The organism is Bradyrhizobium sp. 604_D8_N2_3 (assembly GCF_051810765.1).
GTDB lineage: Bacteria > Pseudomonadota > Alphaproteobacteria > Rhizobiales > Xanthobacteraceae > Bradyrhizobium > Bradyrhizobium barranii.
In genome coordinates this window covers 214,236-230,196 of sequence record NZ_JBPWPM010000002.1, presented here as the reverse complement: position 1 = coordinate 230,196, position 15,961 = coordinate 214,236, and the positions used below count along the sequence as shown (strand labels likewise).

Annotated in this window: 15 protein-coding genes; 3 read left to right on the top strand and 12 right to left on the bottom strand. The window is 60.9% G+C overall.

Going from position 1 to position 15,961, the window contains the following annotated elements:
* Positions 1-638 precede the first annotated feature (638 nt).
* From AB7245_RS45925 to AB7245_RS45915, 3 genes are all read left to right on the top strand, one after another.
* Positions 639-2,252, top strand: coding sequence for an AMP-binding protein (locus AB7245_RS45925; protein ID WP_439035919.1), 1,614 nt, complete (start codon positions 639-641; stop codon positions 2,250-2,252).
* 96 nt (positions 2,253-2,348) lie between these two features.
* Positions 2,349-3,365, top strand: coding sequence for an LLM class flavin-dependent oxidoreductase (locus AB7245_RS45920; RefSeq protein ID WP_439035918.1), 1,017 nt, complete (start codon positions 2,349-2,351; stop codon positions 3,363-3,365).
* Positions 3,366-3,450: 85 nt separating this feature from the next.
* On the top strand, positions 3,451-3,747 hold the full coding sequence (locus tag AB7245_RS45915; RefSeq protein ID WP_439035917.1) for a hypothetical protein: 297 nt from the start codon (positions 3,451-3,453) through the stop codon (positions 3,745-3,747).
* Positions 3,748-3,826: 79 nt separating this feature from the next.
* Here the strand turns inward: AB7245_RS45915 and AB7245_RS45910 are convergent, their stop codons facing one another.
* From AB7245_RS45910 to AB7245_RS45855, 12 genes are all read right to left on the bottom strand, one after another.
* Positions 3,827-5,005, bottom strand: coding sequence for an LPD7 domain-containing protein (locus AB7245_RS45910; RefSeq protein WP_354098412.1), 1,179 nt, complete (start codon positions 5,003-5,005; stop codon positions 3,827-3,829).
* Positions 4,989-6,935: a type IV secretory system conjugative DNA transfer family protein gene (locus AB7245_RS45905; protein WP_439035916.1), complete on the bottom strand. Its 1,947-nt coding sequence runs from the start codon at positions 6,933-6,935 to the stop codon at positions 4,989-4,991. Before AB7245_RS45905 ends, AB7245_RS45910 begins: the two co-directional genes overlap by 17 nt.
* Positions 6,901-7,932, bottom strand: a complete 1,032-nt coding sequence (virB11, locus tag AB7245_RS45900; protein ID WP_439035915.1) for a P-type DNA transfer ATPase VirB11 — start codon at positions 7,930-7,932, stop codon at positions 6,901-6,903. Before virB11 ends, AB7245_RS45905 begins: the two co-directional genes overlap by 35 nt.
* Complete coding sequence (virB10, locus tag AB7245_RS45895; RefSeq protein ID WP_439035914.1) at positions 7,929-9,074, bottom strand: type IV secretion system protein VirB10; 1,146 nt, start codon at positions 9,072-9,074, stop codon at positions 7,929-7,931. The genes virB11 and virB10 overlap by 4 nt, the downstream gene beginning before the upstream one ends.
* Complete coding sequence (gene virB9, locus AB7245_RS45890) at positions 9,055-9,936, bottom strand: P-type conjugative transfer protein VirB9 (protein ID WP_162478998.1); 882 nt, start codon at positions 9,934-9,936, stop codon at positions 9,055-9,057. Before virB9 ends, virB10 begins: the two co-directional genes overlap by 20 nt.
* A complete protein-coding gene (locus AB7245_RS45885) occupies positions 9,933-10,604 on the bottom strand; it encodes a virB8 family protein (protein WP_354098413.1) in 672 nt (223 codons plus the stop codon). The genes virB9 and AB7245_RS45885 overlap by 4 nt, the downstream gene beginning before the upstream one ends.
* Positions 10,605-10,954: 350 nt before the next feature.
* The gene (locus tag AB7245_RS45880) at positions 10,955-11,941 is read right to left on the bottom strand and encodes a type IV secretion system protein (RefSeq protein WP_439035913.1); all 987 of its coding nucleotides are present in this window, start codon (positions 11,939-11,941) and stop codon (positions 10,955-10,957) included.
* Between the two features lie 11 nt (positions 11,942-11,952).
* On the bottom strand, positions 11,953-12,195 hold the full coding sequence (locus AB7245_RS45875) for an EexN family lipoprotein (protein WP_166354144.1): 243 nt from the start codon (positions 12,193-12,195) through the stop codon (positions 11,953-11,955).
* Positions 12,192-12,953, bottom strand: a complete 762-nt coding sequence (locus AB7245_RS45870) for a type IV secretion system protein (protein WP_224518162.1) — start codon at positions 12,951-12,953, stop codon at positions 12,192-12,194. The genes AB7245_RS45875 and AB7245_RS45870 overlap by 4 nt, the downstream gene beginning before the upstream one ends.
* Positions 12,911-15,277, bottom strand: coding sequence for a VirB4 family type IV secretion/conjugal transfer ATPase (locus AB7245_RS45865; protein WP_439035912.1), 2,367 nt, complete (start codon positions 15,275-15,277; stop codon positions 12,911-12,913). Before AB7245_RS45865 ends, AB7245_RS45870 begins: the two co-directional genes overlap by 43 nt.
* The gene (locus tag AB7245_RS45860) at positions 15,270-15,608 is read right to left on the bottom strand and encodes a type IV secretion system protein VirB3 (protein WP_439035911.1); all 339 of its coding nucleotides are present in this window, start codon (positions 15,606-15,608) and stop codon (positions 15,270-15,272) included. Before AB7245_RS45860 ends, AB7245_RS45865 begins: the two co-directional genes overlap by 8 nt.
* Entirely contained in the window at positions 15,608-15,904 is a 297-nt protein-coding gene (locus tag AB7245_RS45855) for a TrbC/VirB2 family protein (RefSeq protein ID WP_439035910.1), read from the bottom strand. The genes AB7245_RS45860 and AB7245_RS45855 overlap by 1 nt, the downstream gene beginning before the upstream one ends.
* Between the last annotated feature and the right edge of the window lie 57 nt (positions 15,905-15,961).

Here is a 15,961-nt window from a genome sequence, read left to right as displayed (position 1 = left end):
GACTCAAGTCGTGACCCCGTTTCATCATCTATCGGGGGGGACAGCCACCATCATGCCCCCTTGCACGGAGCAGGGCCCATTACGGCATCTAGTTGGATTTGCAGATTTCGAGCGGTGATCAAGCTGAGATTTCCTCAAGTTCGTCGCGCGCAAGTGCTCCGCCGATGCAACGGTGTGCGCCAAAACCAAAAATCGGACACAATCGCGGTTGACAGCGCACCGGCTGCAGCTAAACCGCTCATGCCTGCGCCGATTATTACTGCCTGTTTACCGATCGTTCTACCTGTCATAGGAAACTCTCTCTAACTCTCTTCATAGACCACCGTGACATAAGGCGACTTTATCGTTTGTTTCGCCGCACATGCATTCAGAAGCGCAGAATCCGATACCTAATAATAGGCGGCTAATGCGTCGCCGCGATCGTACGAAGGCGGGCCACGCACGATGCGCGCCGATTAAGCGATTGAACGATTTTGTTTTTGCGGAGGTCACTGTTCGGCGCCGTTTCACAGCATTGCAAACGTAACCACTTCCCGCCGATCTGCAATCAAGCTGTAACCGCCGTCTCCCTACAGTGGCGCGATGAAGAACCATGCAGGTTATAATTGCGTGCTGATCGCCCGTGGTGGGGAGGCGACATGCCAGAGGTGAGTAACATTCCACCGGGCTCGTCGTACTGGCCAGCCGATCCGGCCGAGCCTGTTCTGGACATCTCCATCGGTGATGCGCTGCGCGCAGCCACATCAACATGGCGAACCCGCACGGCCCTAATCGACGGAACCTCGGAGGAGCAGACGCGTCGTCGATGGACGTTCGAGGAGTTGCTTACGGAATCGGAGAAGGTCGCGCGGGCACTATTGCTCCGTTTTGTTTCAGGCGAACACGTTGCGATCTGGGCGGCCAATCGCCCGGAGTGGGTAATGATTGAACTCGGCGCATCTCTGGCGGGTCTGACGCTCGTCACCGTTAACCCTGCGTATCTCGGCGAAGAGCTCGCATTCGTCCTAAGACAATCGCGGGCGCGCGGCATTATCGTTCAGGATGTCTACAGGAACCGGAACCTTGTGCAGGCAGTCAATGCTGCCCGTGACACACTTCCAGATCTCCGCGAGGTCATCGCCCTGTCCTCATGGCCGGAGTTCCTGAAGAGCGGCGAGGCGCGAACAGCATTGCCGTCAGTCAAGGCCGCCGATGTCGCTCAAATACAGTACACGTCCGGAACGACCGGTACACCCAAGGGAGCGCGCCTGACCCATCGTAATCTGGCGAATAACGGGCGCATCTATGCGCGGACGATCGGAGCGGGGCCGCAAGACATCTGGATCAATCCGATGCCGATGTTTCACACCGCCGGTTGCGGGCTTTGCACGCTCGGTGCTCTGCAGACGGGCGGTGCCCAAGTTCTGCCGCCGGGGTACGATGCCGAATTTATGCTGAGCTTGTTCGAGCAAGAGCGCGGCACCATCATGCTCTGCGTTCCGACCATGCTCATTCGGATACTCGACTCTCCATCCATTGCACAGAGAACCCTATCATCCTGGCGGCTAGTCACGCTCGGCGGCGCGCCCGTTCCTCCAGAACTGGTGCGTCGGGCTCGAGCGAAGGGCGTAAAGGTTGCGATCGGGTTTGGCCAGACCGAGGCCTCTCCGTATTTGACGCATACGCTGCCCGACGATCCTCACCCTGACTGGGTTTCAACGGTCGGCCGGCCCATGCCGCAAACCGAGATCAAGATCGTCAGTACTGAAACCGGCGCGATTCTGCCGGTCGGAGAGATCGGCGAAATCTGCGCTCGCGGATATTCCATCATGAAAGATTATTTCGACAATCCCGAAGCGACGCGATCGGCAATCGATTTCGAAGGCTGGCTTCACACCGGCGATCTGGGGAGTCTGGACGAGCACGGTTATTGCCGCGTGCAAGGTCGGCGCAAGGAGATGATCATCCGCGGCGGCGAGAATATCTATCCCCGCGAAATTGAGGACGTTCTGTATACCCACCCCGCCGTAATGGGAGCCGCGATCGTCGGGATTCCGGACCGCGAATGGGGCGAAGTGCCCGTCGGATTTGTCCAGACCAAGCCGGGGTATGAGGTCGCCGAGCAGGAATTGTCGGAGTTCTGTCGAGAACGCCTGGCCTCTTACAAGGTCCCCCGTATCTGGCGGTTCGTCGACCAATTTCCGCAGACCGCATCCAGCAAGATTCAGAAGTACGTTCTTCGCAAACTTCACTTTGCAGAGAAGGTCCCGTGACGCACTTGGGATGAATTCGATTTCTGCCGCGCGAATGCGCAGCATGGTTACGACGCCGCTTTACACACGTAAGAGACACGTAAGAAGGAGCTTTCCATGGGCACGCCGCTCCCGATATCGGTCCTCGATTTCTCGCCAATGCGTGACGGCGAGACGGTAAGCGATTCGCTGCGCCGAACCGTCGAGCTGGCACAGCTGGCCGAGTCGTTGGATTATCGGCGATTCTGGTTTACCGAACATCACAATGTCCCACGCCTAACCAATGCAGCACCGGCCGTCTTGCTCGCACACATCGCCAGCGTGACGAGATTGATCCGCGTTGGCTCCGGCGGGGTGATGCTGCCCAACCATTCGCCGCTGGTCGTTGCGGAGCAGTTCGGGACGCTGGCGGGGCTGCATCCCCGTCGGATTGATCTCGGGATCGGGCGCGCGACGGGCGGGCCCGGTGCGGATTCGGAGATATTCCGGATGCTACGCAAGCCGCCCGATGCGCGCGATCGATTCAAATGCGACCTCGACGAGCTTCTGGCGCTGCTCGGTGAGCGGCAGGCGGACGACGCTGCGTACGTCCCTGCGCGAGGTCTCGATGTTCCAGTGTGGCTTCTGGGATCGTCAACATCGTCGGCGGCGCTGGCCGGAACGCTTGGCCTGCCGTTCTCCTACGCGAGCCATATTGCGCCCGATGACCTGCAGGTCGCCTTGCACACCTATCGCAAGAATTTCCGAGCTTCCAAAACCCTGCAGCGCGACTATACGATGGTTTCCGCCTTCATCATTGCTGCGGAGACCGATACTCAAGCCCAGGATCTGCTGGCATCGATCCGGCCGATCCTGATGCAGTGGTTTCGCAAGACAAGCGTGCCATTGGCGACGGACAAGGTCACGACACCCACTGCAGCGGCAACGCCTGAGCAAGACCTGCCCTATGCTATCGTGGGCTCGCCGGAGACGGTGCGATCCGGTATCGAGGCAATGGTGCGAAAGACGCTGGCCGACGAACTGATGGTCGTCACGCTGATCCGCGACCCCGCTGCTGCCCGCCGCTCTTACGAGATCGTTGCCCGCATCTGCAGGAACATCACCCGTGAGCCCGCGAGATCAACCACTGGCTGAGCATGTGGGAGTTCCGAATTCGTCGACCTCTCCCACACAATTCTCGTCAGGCAATTGCTACCTTTTGCTGACGTTTGGAGCTAAAATGAAACCTGGTGTCACCACGGAATTTGAAACGACGGAATTCGCAGGAATAGCCGCCAAGATCATCAACCCCTTCCCCAGCCCGTTCACTGTCATCGACATGACTATCAAGCCTGGTTTCGGCGCGCCTGCTCATATCTCGTCGACCGAAGACAAGCTCTTTATGGTAATCGAGGGGCAAAAACGTCAACCTTTAGGGAATAAGAGCGGAAGCAAAAGGCTCTTTCCCGTCCGATCGGAAGTATGGGCCGGGATATGGGCCATGAAACAAGCGGTTTCAGAAAGCGCTGAACAATAAGGGCTTTTCGGCCTATATGGCGGAGAGAGTGGGAGTCAAACTCGCGATTTTTGATCCGACGACTTTCTCTGGCATGCCCTCAGCGTTCCCTTTCCTGAAATCTCTCGCGCCCGCCAGTCTGGTTTCGCCTGACATCGACTTTATCGCTCTCGGATCGATGTCGATCTTGAATCGGTTCTGCCACCGTCGCGCGCGCGAACGAATGTCCCCGCGCGAGATGTCCGGCAATGCGGTCCTTGACCGCTTCCATGATGTTTCGCCGCGCCCGCTCGTCCTCCGGAAACGCGCGTTCTACCAGCTTCTCAATGATGACCATCTTCGATTGTGCCGCGATCAAATCGGCATCACGCGCCGCCGTCTGCCGATCGGCCGAGCGGAATTTCTCCGCCGTCACACGCCAGCGGTTGCGGGGCACCTGCCGGCGCGCGGACCGTGCATTTCCGGTTGCTGCGTCGATGATCTTGATATCTTTAAGGACGCGTTCGACGCCCTCGCGGCGCACTTGGACTCGGTCGCCCGGCCCTGTCTTGCTGTCTGCGACCGCCTTTTCCAGACCCACGCCCCACACTTTATGCTGCTGGCCATTGTCGAGCTCGAGAGCCAAGTAGGTCGACATCTCGGCGTTGTTCCGATTGCCGTAAGGTGCCCGGCCGAGCTCGATCAAACGTCCCGAAACGCCTTTGTCGTAGTCGACTCTTGCCGAGGGCTCGTCCCTGTCAAAAGCTGAACGAACCTCCTCCTGATGCGCGCGAGGACGTGTTCGGTTCCAGACGGCTTGCCGATCAGCCAGCGCCTGCCGATCGAGATCAGTCGGCTGATACCCCTGCACTTCGATTCCGCGGGTACCAGCCTCAAGCCAGACCTCGCGTCGGAATTCCGCGGAGCCGCGGACGTGAAGTGCCTCCCATTGGCGATGTTGTGCCACGCTGACCATGTCCCGGATTACTTCCGCTGCGGCCAGCCGGGTGACCAGTCGATCTTCCGTGATTTTGAAGGCCAGATACTCGCCACGTTCGTCGGCATAGAAGCGCGTTTCCCCGCTATGCCGGTCTCTTCCGGTCTCATTTGAAATGACGTAATATTTGCGACTGATACGCTCGGGGAGCGCATTGTCATCAACTATCGCGGCGGACGACCTGGCAGCCGACTTTGACTTCGCTTCCGCCTGGTCGCCCGGTTCGTTTCTTCCCGAATCGCGCCCTGTGCGATCTTGCCGTTCAAGGCTGAAGTCCTCGCCGTTGTCACGCTTGTCGTTCATGCTGCTGCCCGGTCTGTTTGCGGCCGGACCGTCGCGCCGGCGGAATGGCCTGGGCGTCGATGTAGTTCAGGGTCCAGGCCTTTAACTCTTCCTCGGAGAGCCCCTCGAGGTCCACGTCCACGTCGCCAAAGTCGAAACTGGCGCCGGCAGGAATGGCGGAGGGGTCGGCCACCTCCTCGTCGGTCAAGGGGCGCGTCCGGAATACCGCGCGCAATTCGGCGATCTCGGAGCGCAGTTCCTTGATTTCGGCGTCGAGCAGCGCATTTGAACGCCCTTTGGGCATCCGCGGAACGGGCGCCGGCAGCAATCGCTTTAGAAAACGCCTGTCTTCGTAGTAGATGATCTTGTCGGCGATGATGGGCGGAATACCGGTGCCAAGAATGAAGGCCTTGGATCTCGGGAGAAGTTTTAGTTCCTGCGGCAGCATCAGGGCGCGACGATGTTCGGAGATCGTCTCACTAGTCGAGCGCATCGCCAGCCCTTTTGGTCCGCTGCGGCTGCGCGCGTTCACGGTCTCGTAGCCGATACGCTCCGAGAGCTCATTCGCCACGTCCTGTTCTTTCGGTGCAAACACGACCTCGACGGCGTGATTGGTCATGAAGTTGCGCGCGGCATCGACCCCGTAGATCGCGCGCAGCTGCGCGGGGCTCTGAACTACAGTGAGGAGGCGAATGCCGTATCCGGCGATGAAAGCCACTGCTTTCGCGAGCACGTTGACATTACCCAGCGCTGGAAACTCATCGAGCAAGAGCAGCACCTTGCGATTGAGTTTGGGGTTCTGCTCCGGCAGTTCGCGGGTGTTAAGATCGACCACCTGCTGGAAAAACAAATTGAGGAGCGGGGCCATGCGGTCGAGATTGTCTGGCGTGACCCCGAGATAGATCGACATCGGTCGTTGCCGCAGCTGCCGTAAATCAAAATCGTTCGTCGATGTCGCCGCATCGATGCGCGGGTTGAGCCAGAGACCGAGCCTCGCCGTGATTGTCTTGCGCACCGAGCTCAGGGTGTTTTCGGAAGCGGCGAGGAAGTCGTTTAATGCCGTTATGCAATGCCGCGACAGTGGCGACGGGCCTGACTTGCGAGCGGAGATGATTTTCTCGAAATGAGACTTGAAGTCGCTGGCCGCAGACAGCTGGTGCAGAATCTCGCCGATCGTCAGGGGCAAGCCAGGCGTTTCCGCGACGTAGCCTCCGATCGCCACAAAGGCCGAACGTGCCGCCTCGAACCAGAATGGGTCGCCCCGGCTTTCCGCCGGAAACAGCATCACCGCGATGCGCTGCAGATCGTCATAGAGATCGGCGGGATCGCTGCGCACATAACCTAGTGGATTATAGCGTGCCGTGCGGCCGCTCTCCTCGAGAGGGTCGAACAGATAGACCTCCTGCCCATGCGCTGCACGAAATCCCGCCGAACGATCCCAGTTCTCTTTCTTCACGTCCAGCACGACAACTGAATCCGGCCAATTGAGTAGGTTAGGAATGACATAGCCAACGCCCTTCCCGGCGCGGGTTGGGGCGTAAACCAGGACATGCTCGGATCCCCCGAAACAGAGCAGCGCGCCGTCTTTGCGGCCGAGCAGCACGCCCTCCTTGGATCGCAGGCCAGCGGCCTTGATCTCGCGCGCCGAGGCGAAACGGGCGCTGCCATGAAGCGGCAGAGGACGCTGCCGGAGGATAGCGCCGAGCAGGCCAAAGACGACTATCACCCCGGCTAGAGTTGAGAGCGTCAGCCAGCGGTCAAAGCGTGGGTCCGTGCCGTACCGGGGCCAGCCCGTGGCGATCTCGGACCAATGGATGCCTCCGTCGTGATGCCTGAGCCCGAGCAGCAGAATATTTGAGGCGACCAGCAGAAACAGCCCGATGGCGCCGACCGCAAGCGCAGTACCGAGCGCGAACCTAGTGGGCGTGGTCGCGTTTGCGAACGGGGTCATAATAGATTTCCGAGATGCGGTACCGGCCGTCTCGCTTCTGCATCTGGACGACGACGTCGACGAGAAGCAGCAGGAGCGAGCGGATATCGTCGCGATGAAGGTCACGGCCTTCCGGGCTTTCCTTCACCAGCAAGGTCAGTTGCTCGAAGGCAAGCCGGGCACTGTCGGCATGGACCGTCGTGATCGATCCTGGATGTCCCGAGTTCACGTTCCTCAAATAGAAGAACGCCGTCCCATCCCGCAGCTCCTGCAGCAGAATCCGATCTGGCCGCATCCGCAAGCACGACTCGAGCAGTTCGCGCGCTCCAATCCTGGCGACGCCCTGCCCGTCCTTGGCATAGAGCAGCCGCACGCAATTCTGATGGGGAATGACAAGCTCGGCAGTATCCTCAATCGTGATGAGCCGCTCATGCGACGGAATCGCCGCGATCAGCGCCTTGGACAGGGTGGTCTTGCCGGAACCGGTTGCGCCAGAAATGAGAATGTTGCGGCGGGTCCGTACCGCAAGCTCGAGAAACTCGCGCCAGGCGCCGGCTTCTTTCAAGGCAAGCAAGCGATGCTCGTCCGGGCGGAGCTCATTCCCCGTGATACGGACCTCGTCGAACAGACTTGCCTGCTGGAAGGCGTCAAGCGTCATGGTCAGGGTCGATGGCTTGCGGATTGTCAGGCTGATCGTCCCGGCCGGGACAGCCGGGGGCACCACGATCTGGCAGCGCTCATCGCCGATCAAACTGGTAGAGATGACCGGATGCTCCGGACCGATGTCCTGGCGGGTGTGACCGGCGGCGGCAGTCGCCAGATGCGACAGATAAGCATGCGTCAAAGCCGGCGCCTCATGCCGGGTCCAACCGCCCGGCCCTTCCACAAAGATCTCGCCGGGGCGGTTGATGACGATTTCGGACAGGGTCTTGTCCGCCAGGTATGGTGCCAGCGGCTCCAGATAGCGCTCCAGGACCAGGCGGCCACCGTCGCGTTCGCTCGATGCACCCGCGCTCATTTCGTCACCAGAGCCGGGGCCACGATGCCACCAGGGATGGTGCGGTCGAGAATCTGGGTCCGGGTCTCAATTCGCCGAAGTTGATAGACCGAGGAGAAATCGACGTCGCGCGCGACAAAGATATCGACGAGCTCGCCCTGATTCTTGTTCAGCGTCGGCGGGATGTTGATCGACTGCTCAACAGCAATGGCGGCGGCGGTGTTCGTGGCCCCCGCGGTGTTGTTAATCTGGATGGAGCCGTCCTGCATCTGCTGACGACCGATCGATGAGGCATCGCTGACGATTGAGAGCAGGAGCGCCGAGCCAAACCGCTCAAAGAAGTGGGTGTCAATGTCGCCGTCGAAGCCGGCACGGCCCAGCGCATCTGTGGCCGGCGAGGACAATGCTGCAATCACCCCTGTTGGCGTCTTGGCGCGGGTCCACAGCACGAACAGGCGTTTTGAGCCTCGCCGGACATTCCCGCGATACTCGCCAACCACCTGCGTGCCTTTTTCCATGAGCACCACGTTGCCGGAATCCGACATCACGTCGCGTATGACGACGCAGGAGACGAAGCCGGCCACGTCTGAGGACATCGCGGTTTCGAGTACGCACGGAATTGAAGTACCCTGGGTGACCAGCAGATTGCGGTTGGGAAGCCGCGCGGCGCGCACGCCCTCGATCGGGGTGGGCTTCAGTTTGTCGGCAAGATCGTTGCGCGGCTCGCCCCGTCCAAACTCATAGGGCTCGGTCAGGACGCTTCCAGTGGCGCTATCGCGGGCGGGGCGCCCGGAAGAAATCGGCCGATTATAAGCGAGCACCGGCGCCCGCCGCGCGCTCTCCAGGAGCTGGTCGGAGGCGGGTGCCGGCGCCGCTGGCGCGGCCCCGACCGGCGTGGCTGCAATTGAAGCCGTGGTGATCGGTGCAGACGGCGGTTCCGGTGCGGGCTCGAACGCCGCCGCCGGCCTAATCATCAGCTTGCGTGCGAAATCGCTCACCGGCTTATCTCTCTTCCAGGTGCTCCAGATGATCAGAAAGGCAAAAGCGGTAAGCGCCAGCGCGCCGAAGCCGCGCTTGAGCATCGCCGTTCGACCATTGTCCCCGCCTCCCACAGGGGTAATGCCGCGGTCGCCGGCAATCGTCTCATCGTGATGCTCGGTCATGTCGCGCCCGCCTATCTGACTTCAGGGATGGAGGTGATTTCTTCGCCCGCCGCTCGATCGAGGGGCTGGTGGTATTGGTACCGGGGTTGATTCCCACCGCATCGAACGCCTCGTTGAAAATGCAGAGCACGTTGCCTCCTTTGCGCAGACGAAACTCTCTTGCTGTGGCATGAACGACCACGAGCTCGCCGCGGACATCCTTGGGCACCAGGCTTTCCGAGCCGTCTGAGTTGATCAGGTAGATCGCTGGAACTTCGCGGTTGCCCGCGAAGCGGAAAGTGGTCTCCTTGCCGTCATCGAACACGGCTTCCGGCTCGAGGTCGATCGATCCCTGCGCCGAAAACCGCCAGTTGCGTGCCCCATAAGCATGATGCAAGTCGAAGGTCTGCTCGATCAGCGCGCCTTCCCGCTCGGCGCCACGCGCGGCCGCTTCCATGCGTCGGCGCTCAATCTCGTCACCGGGATAGGCGAAGCGGACGACGAAATAACTGTCCGCAAGCGTGGTCTCGGCGATCGACAGTTCGAACTGGTAAGAGCGCTTGCGGCCGTCAGGGCGGGTGGTCACAACCTGCAGATTGGTCGGCGGATGCTTTTCGCGCGGCTTGAGGAACAGGATCGAGCCTGCCGGGGCAACCTCCCATGCCACGGAGTCGCCGATCGCGACATGCGCGACCTCCTCGTCATCGGCAAACAAAATCTGGGTTGAGGCCCGGATGACGCCGTTGACCCGTACAACGTTGGCCGGATCGTAAGTGACCGTGCGCACGCGGGCGTCGCGTTGACCAGGCGCGGGCTGCTGCAGCGCCAGCACCGGTCCCGCGGATCCCAGCGCAAAGATCATCAAAAGGACGAAACGTTTCATGGCACGACCTCCGGATCGGCGCGATATTCCGAGACCAGGAAGCCGAGGGGGTTGATGAGACGGTCGGCGGAGGACATCGGCGCACTGGCATAGGAGAACGTCAGGGTCGAGACCCAATGGGTGATGCGGGTCTCCTCACCTCTGCGGCTCTCCTTCATGAACCGTACGGAGGCGACATTGTCGGCCAGGAGCGAGATCGCCTTGATGCGTACGGTGGCGACCCCGAAACGGCCTTGAACGACCTGCGGGCTTTCGGGATTGGAGCCGCGGTACCATGCCGCGAAACGAGCTTGCTCGCCTGCGCCGGACAGCAAGGAAATGGTTCGAAAGTTGGTTTCCGCCTCCGGATAGCTGTAGCCCTCGCGTGCACGCACGTAGCGGCCGAGAAAATACTTGGTCACGGCCTCATCGTAGCGCGCCGGCGTCGATTTGAGGGCGGAGACGGTGTCGACAATGCCGGTCGCATTATCGACACGGATGACGAACGGCTCGACCGTCTTCAGCGGCGCAAGAGCCGCAACCGCACCGACCGAGGCGGCCGCCAATACACAGGCACCCGCGGCAACCACCCATGCCGTTCGGCGCGAACGATGGGCCGACAGCAACAGATCCTGTTCCCACCGGCGCGCGTTGTCGAAATAGGTCTTCAGATCATCCTGCCGGACCATCTCACGCCTCCTTGCCGCAGGCGCGGTAAGAGGCTGCAATGTCCAACCGAGAGCTCGAATTGGCGGTATGGCTGGATGGCGCCGACGGCCCAATCTCGCCCTTGCGGATGATGGGTGCTGGCCCGGACGGCGGAATTGGCGCTTCGGGCGCCACCAGCGGCGTGCCGTTCTCCCAATCCCAAAGTGAACGATTGAGTGGGCGGCGCGTCAGACCGTCACAGGACGGCGGCCCCTTTGACCAGTTCGCGCAGGCCCCAAGCTGCCATGCGATAACGCAAATGATGAATAGTCGACGCCACATCGTTCTGATGCCCCTGTCTTTCTTGTCGCTTGATGCCGGCGATCCTTGCTTACGCTGTCGTAGTGCCCTGGGATCGGATCCGCCGCATACTGCCGCCCTGCCGGCTGGCTCTGACTGCAGCAAGACCCCGGCTTGCCGACCAGCGTGCGCCGGCATACGCGCCGCCGGCTGCGGCCGTGGCATTGGCAATCAGGGGACTTGTGACCAGCCGGCTTGCGAGCGACGCGCCGCCCCCGGCAAGACCGCCTGCGATGATCGGCAGTTGCAGCGAGATGTATCCGGACAGACCGAGCACGGCGCTGATCGCAACTGCGGCGACCACCATCTCGCCGGCTGTACCCGCATTGGCCGCGAACCTGTCGATGAAGCCACTGACGGTTGTTAGCATCAGCCCGACCAACGCGACGACGAGCACCAACAGAATGACGAAATTGGCGACCTGCCGAAGCCAGGCTTCTGTGAACGGCCGCGTGGCCTCAAATAGCCCGAGCGCAATGAAGATAGGGCCGAGCGCGATCACGACGCCGAGACCAACCTTGGCGTAGAGCAGGATGGCAAATTGCAGGAAGGAGCCAACCGCCACGAAGACCAGGAGAATCGCGGCAATCAGCGCCGGCGCGATGTTGGTCAGACCGGCTTGTTCGTAGATCTTGTTCGCAACGTCGATCCCTTTCGAGAGAAGCTGATCGAAAGGCGCTCCGGAACTGGTATTTAGTCCTGAGCCCGCTAATGCATTGCCGATTTCCTTGGGCAAGGAGTCGAAGAACAGGCCTGTGACGTATTGCTGGAACGCGCTTGAATTGGTCGCGAGCAGAACCACGACCACGATCCGCATCGCCCGCCAGGCGAATTCCATGATCGGTTCGGAAATCGCGCCGCGCATCACAGCAAAACCGTAGAGGACGACATAGAGCATCACGGCCACGCGACGCGGGCCATCGATGTACGATGCCAGATTCGAAACCGACGTCGACACGAACGCCGTAATGGGTTGCTCGAATTCCTTCAGAAAACTGTCAAAGACGTCAATGGCCATCGCAGCGGTCCTTACTTCAGGGCGTCTTTCATCTCTTGAATGGTGACCTTGTTACGCGCTTCATTCGCGTTGATGCAGTTCGCTGTCTTTCCCAGTTCTCCGGGATTGTCGCGGCATGCTTTGAGCGCCATGGCGAGTTCGTCCCGATGGTCAAGAAACCAGCCGACGGTCTTCGTCTGCTGACTCCGATCCTCGTTACAGCCAGTAAGAGCGGCGGCGACAGCGATCACCAGAATGGATGCTTTGATTGTCATTGCAGGGCCGCCTTCATTTCATCAATCAGTTGTCGTTGTTTTTCGCGCTCCCGCTGCCCATCCATGTCCATGCGGGCCTGCTGGATCATCGCGAGGCCTTGCATCCGGAGCACATCGTTCTGCAGCAGCGCCTGCTCAGCCTGCAGCCGCGCGGACAAGTCGAGTGTCTCCTTGACATCGGTCGCCGTGCTGATGCGGGTTCTCAGTTCCTCAAGTGCGTCGATACGCTGCGAAGCGGTGTCGTACACAGCCTGGCCCATGGAGTGCTTGGCGCCGGTCTGCCGCGCGATCCGGTCGAGCTCGCTCTGATAGTACGAATTGCCGCTGTTGCCGGCATATGCGCGGTTCTGCGACAGATAGCGGTCGATCGCGTCGGCGAAGTTGCCGCCACCCTGCCCCGCGACGAGCCGTTCGATATCAGAGAATTGTTGGGGCAGAACTTTCCGGAACTGCGGCGTGTTCAACAGCGCTCCAACGTCGTTTGCGTTGGTCCGCTTGTTGAAGCTGTCATAGAGCTGCTTGGCCTGGTTCAGTTGATCCTGCGCCACCTTGAGATGCGACGTCAGGGTCTCGACCTGCCTCTTCAGTTCCGTCAGTTGCTCAAATTGCCTTGCAAAGACGTTAGGGTCGAACACAATCTCCGCTTCTGTCGGAGAGGCCATCAGGAGGGCCGCTACGGACGCGGAGGCAAACACCGCCGACCTTCGCCGAACCATCATCGGACGTTCCTCCGCTCCGCGTGAAATACCGGCAGCCATTGGACCGGATCGTCGCCGTGCTCGCTGCGAATGCGATCGAGCAGTTCGACCGTTTCCGTCCGTCCCGACAACACGGCGAGTGCGTCGTCGAAACCGTTGAGATCAAGTTCCGCCACCACCGAGTTGTGGCCCTGCTTGACCAGGAACCGCCGGCTTTCGGGTGCGAGCTCCTCCTTGATCAGGCGGAATTCAGTGTCGGTCAGATGGAAGCCGTCGACATAGTCCGATCGCGTTCCCCGTGCGTTCGGCAGGAAGATTTGTGTCGGGCATTGCTCGACAATGGTGTGTGCGATCGGCGAGGCCAGCGCATCGCGTGGCGACTGCGTGCCGAACACCATGACGCCGTTCTGCTTGCGGATGGTTTTCAGCTTGTTATTCGCGAGATCACGAAATGCCTCGTCCCCAAGCGCCTTCCAGAACTCGTCAATGTCGATGATCAGGCGCCGGCCATCGATCAGGCGCTCGACGCGATGGAACAGATACATCATCAGCGGCGTGCGAACGGCCGGGTGATCCAAGAGATCGGTCATGTCGAAGCCGATGAACCGGGCCTCTAAGGCGATGGCATCCTGCTCACCATCGAGCACCCAGCCGAAAGGCGCGCCCCGGCACCATCGCTCCAACCGGGCACCAATGCCTTCCCGGTCCTGCTGGCCAAGAAAGGCCCGCAGCGCCCCGAACGAGCGTTCCGCTTGCCGCAGTTGACCAAGAGCTCGTAACCCGGAGTCGATCCGCTCCTCCTCGGTCACCGTCAGCGGCCGGTTTTCCGGTGTGACGAGTTTCCGGACAAGTGCGCCGAGGAAGGACAGGTTCGCTGGCGTCAGCTCCAGCGCCTTGAGCGGCGCGCAGCCGGTCGCAACGCCGTTGTGGAGCGTCAGATAGGTGCCGCCGGCGGCGCGGACGAAAATCTCGGCGCCGCGGTCCTTGTCGAAGAACACGTAAGTGGCGCCAAGCCGCTCGGCCTGCGACAGCAGGAAATTCTGTACGACGGTCTTGCCGGATCCGGACGGACCGCAGATGAAGGTGTTGCCGAGGTCGCCGTGATGGAACGAGAAGTAGAACGGCGAGCCGGAGGCAGTCTTGAGCATCGCAACTGCCGGACCCCAATGGTTGCCGGCAGCCCGCCCCGTCGGATAGGTGTGAAACGGGGAGAACGCCGCGAAATTGCGGGAGCTGATCGCCCCAGTTCGTGCCCGATATTTGAACAGGCCAGGCAGCTGCGCCCAATAAGCCGCTTCAAGTCCAAGATCTTCGCGCGCGACCACGCTACCGGCATCCGCCAGTGCTCGCCGCGCTACGCTCATATGTTCCTGTAGCTGGGAAGGCGTCTCCGCGTAAATCAGCAGCGAGAGGTGATGATCGCCGAGCGCGAATCTATTGGATTCGAGGTCGTCGAGCGCGTCAGCGAGCTCGTCGATCTGTGAGGCTGCCGGATCTTGCGCCGACACCAGCTGGTTCTGCTTGCGCGTCAGGACCGTCTTGGCGTCGGCCTTGGACAAGAACGCGAAGGATTGTGTGAGGATGATCTCGAAGGGCGCGGAAAGCAGCGCGTTCAACAGCCCAGGTCTGGTGGACGCCGGATATTCCTTGATCCCGAACATGCCAGCGAAGTGCGATCCACCGGCACCCCGGATTTCGATGGCTTCGCGGCCGAAAATGACGCGGTTCGAATAGAGCGCGGGGCCGATCGGCCCTTGCGGCAACGGGACTGGGAGCCACTCCCCGCTTGTGATGGCGTGGAGCAGTTCCATGGGTTCTGAAAACACGATCCCGTTGCGCTCGACCAATCCAAGGGTGTGGGCACCGTAACGCTCCAGTGCCGCGACCAAGTCGCGCTTCGCATCCTCGAGCCGCTTCAAGGCGTCGCTGTCGACCTCGACCGCATGTGCAGCGCTTCGGCCAAGCTGCTTGAAGAACGCAGCGGCCAGGTCGGTCGTGGCACGCCCAGGATGCCAAACAAGCGTCAGATAGAGATCGTTGCGAAAGAGCGCCTCGTGGCGGAGCCTATCGCGATATTGCGCGTCAAGCGCGGCTGCAAATGTCGATCGGAATGTACCGGCCGGACAATCCGACGTACGGCGGCGCACCAGATGGGTCCATAACGCCAGCCGTGGATCCGCAACGTTGCGTAAGGTGAGGTTCAGCTTGGCGTGAAGGTCGTTCAGATCCGCCGTCTCGGCGGTTTCGAACGAAGTGCCGTCAAGCCTGATTACCGTGAGCAGCGCTTGTGTCGTGAGACTGATCACCGTATCCGTGACATGCCGGCCGAACGGCAGGTGGACGTCAGGCCCGATCTCTCGGGTCTTAAGCGCTGCGTTACGCATAGCCAAGGTCTCTTGTTCGATAGCGCCGAACGAGCTTGAGCGGTGTGCAAGACGATCCGCCCCAGAATGACGCGTTGCGCGTGCGCCCTCGCGTCTCGATCCAGGCAAGCAGAATCCGGAACATGTTAGGGTCGTGCCGGCAGATGATGCGGCAAAGGCCATGGATCGGAATCGCGATCAGGCCGTAGAGAATGCTTCCAGCCACCAGAAACAGGATGCAGGAGAACATCACATTGAGCGCCATGGCTTCCATGGTGACGCCGGCAACCATGGCGGGACGCGTGCAGGCCAGGAATAAGGTGTCCTCCGTGAGACGCGCGGCCTCTATCATCAGTGGCCCCCGGTCAGGGTCGAGACCACCTCGGATGCGCCGAAGGTGATGGCGACACCGAGCACGACATAGGCGGCCTTGCGCAGATCGAGATAACCGAACATCCAGGCGATGCCGACGATAATGACCGCTAACGTCGCCAGCAGGCGGGCGACGTTGCCGGTCAGCATGTTGACGATGTTCTGCAGCACGCCTTCGATGTTCGCGGTCTGAGCAAACGCGGGCTCGACCAACGCGATGCTGAGAACGGCGCCCATGCAAAGGAGGGCTGCGGAGTGTTTAAGAGAAGAAGTCATGGCACGGCTCCGATTGGCACTGCAGCCGGACCCAGCCCGGACCGCGGTATTGAGATG

Coding starts and splice junctions, on each gene's coding strand:
- AB7245_RS45870 (WP_224518162.1), bottom strand. CDS start 12,953: ATGGCTGCCGGTATTTCACGCGGAGCGGAGGAACGTCCGATGATGGTT.
- AB7245_RS45885 (WP_354098413.1), bottom strand. CDS start 10,604: ATGGTCCGGCAGGATGATCTGAAGACCTATTTCGACAACGCGCGCCGG.
- AB7245_RS45915 (WP_439035917.1), top strand. CDS start 3,451: ATGAAACCTGGTGTCACCACGGAATTTGAAACGACGGAATTCGCAGGA.
- AB7245_RS45910 (WP_354098412.1), bottom strand. CDS start 5,005: ATGAACGACAAGCGTGACAACGGCGAGGACTTCAGCCTTGAACGGCAA.
- AB7245_RS45865 (WP_439035912.1), bottom strand. CDS start 15,277: ATGCGTAACGCAGCGCTTAAGACCCGAGAGATCGGGCCTGACGTCCAC.
- AB7245_RS45925 (WP_439035919.1), top strand. CDS start 639: ATGCCAGAGGTGAGTAACATTCCACCGGGCTCGTCGTACTGGCCAGCC.
- virB9 (WP_162478998.1), bottom strand. CDS start 9,936: ATGAAACGTTTCGTCCTTTTGATGATCTTTGCGCTGGGATCCGCGGGA.
- AB7245_RS45875 (WP_166354144.1), bottom strand. CDS start 12,195: ATGACAATCAAAGCATCCATTCTGGTGATCGCTGTCGCCGCCGCTCTT.
- AB7245_RS45860 (WP_439035911.1), bottom strand. CDS start 15,608: ATGATAGAGGCCGCGCGTCTCACGGAGGACACCTTATTCCTGGCCTGC.
- virB11 (WP_439035915.1), bottom strand. CDS start 7,932: ATGAGCGCGGGTGCATCGAGCGAACGCGACGGTGGCCGCCTGGTCCTG.
- AB7245_RS45880 (WP_439035913.1), bottom strand. CDS start 11,941: ATGGCCATTGACGTCTTTGACAGTTTTCTGAAGGAATTCGAGCAACCC.
- AB7245_RS45855 (WP_439035910.1), bottom strand. CDS start 15,904: ATGACTTCTTCTCTTAAACACTCCGCAGCCCTCCTTTGCATGGGCGCC.
- virB10 (WP_439035914.1), bottom strand. CDS start 9,074: ATGACCGAGCATCACGATGAGACGATTGCCGGCGACCGCGGCATTACC.
- AB7245_RS45920 (WP_439035918.1), top strand. CDS start 2,349: ATGGGCACGCCGCTCCCGATATCGGTCCTCGATTTCTCGCCAATGCGT.
- AB7245_RS45905 (WP_439035916.1), bottom strand. CDS start 6,935: ATGACCCCGTTCGCAAACGCGACCACGCCCACTAGGTTCGCGCTCGGT.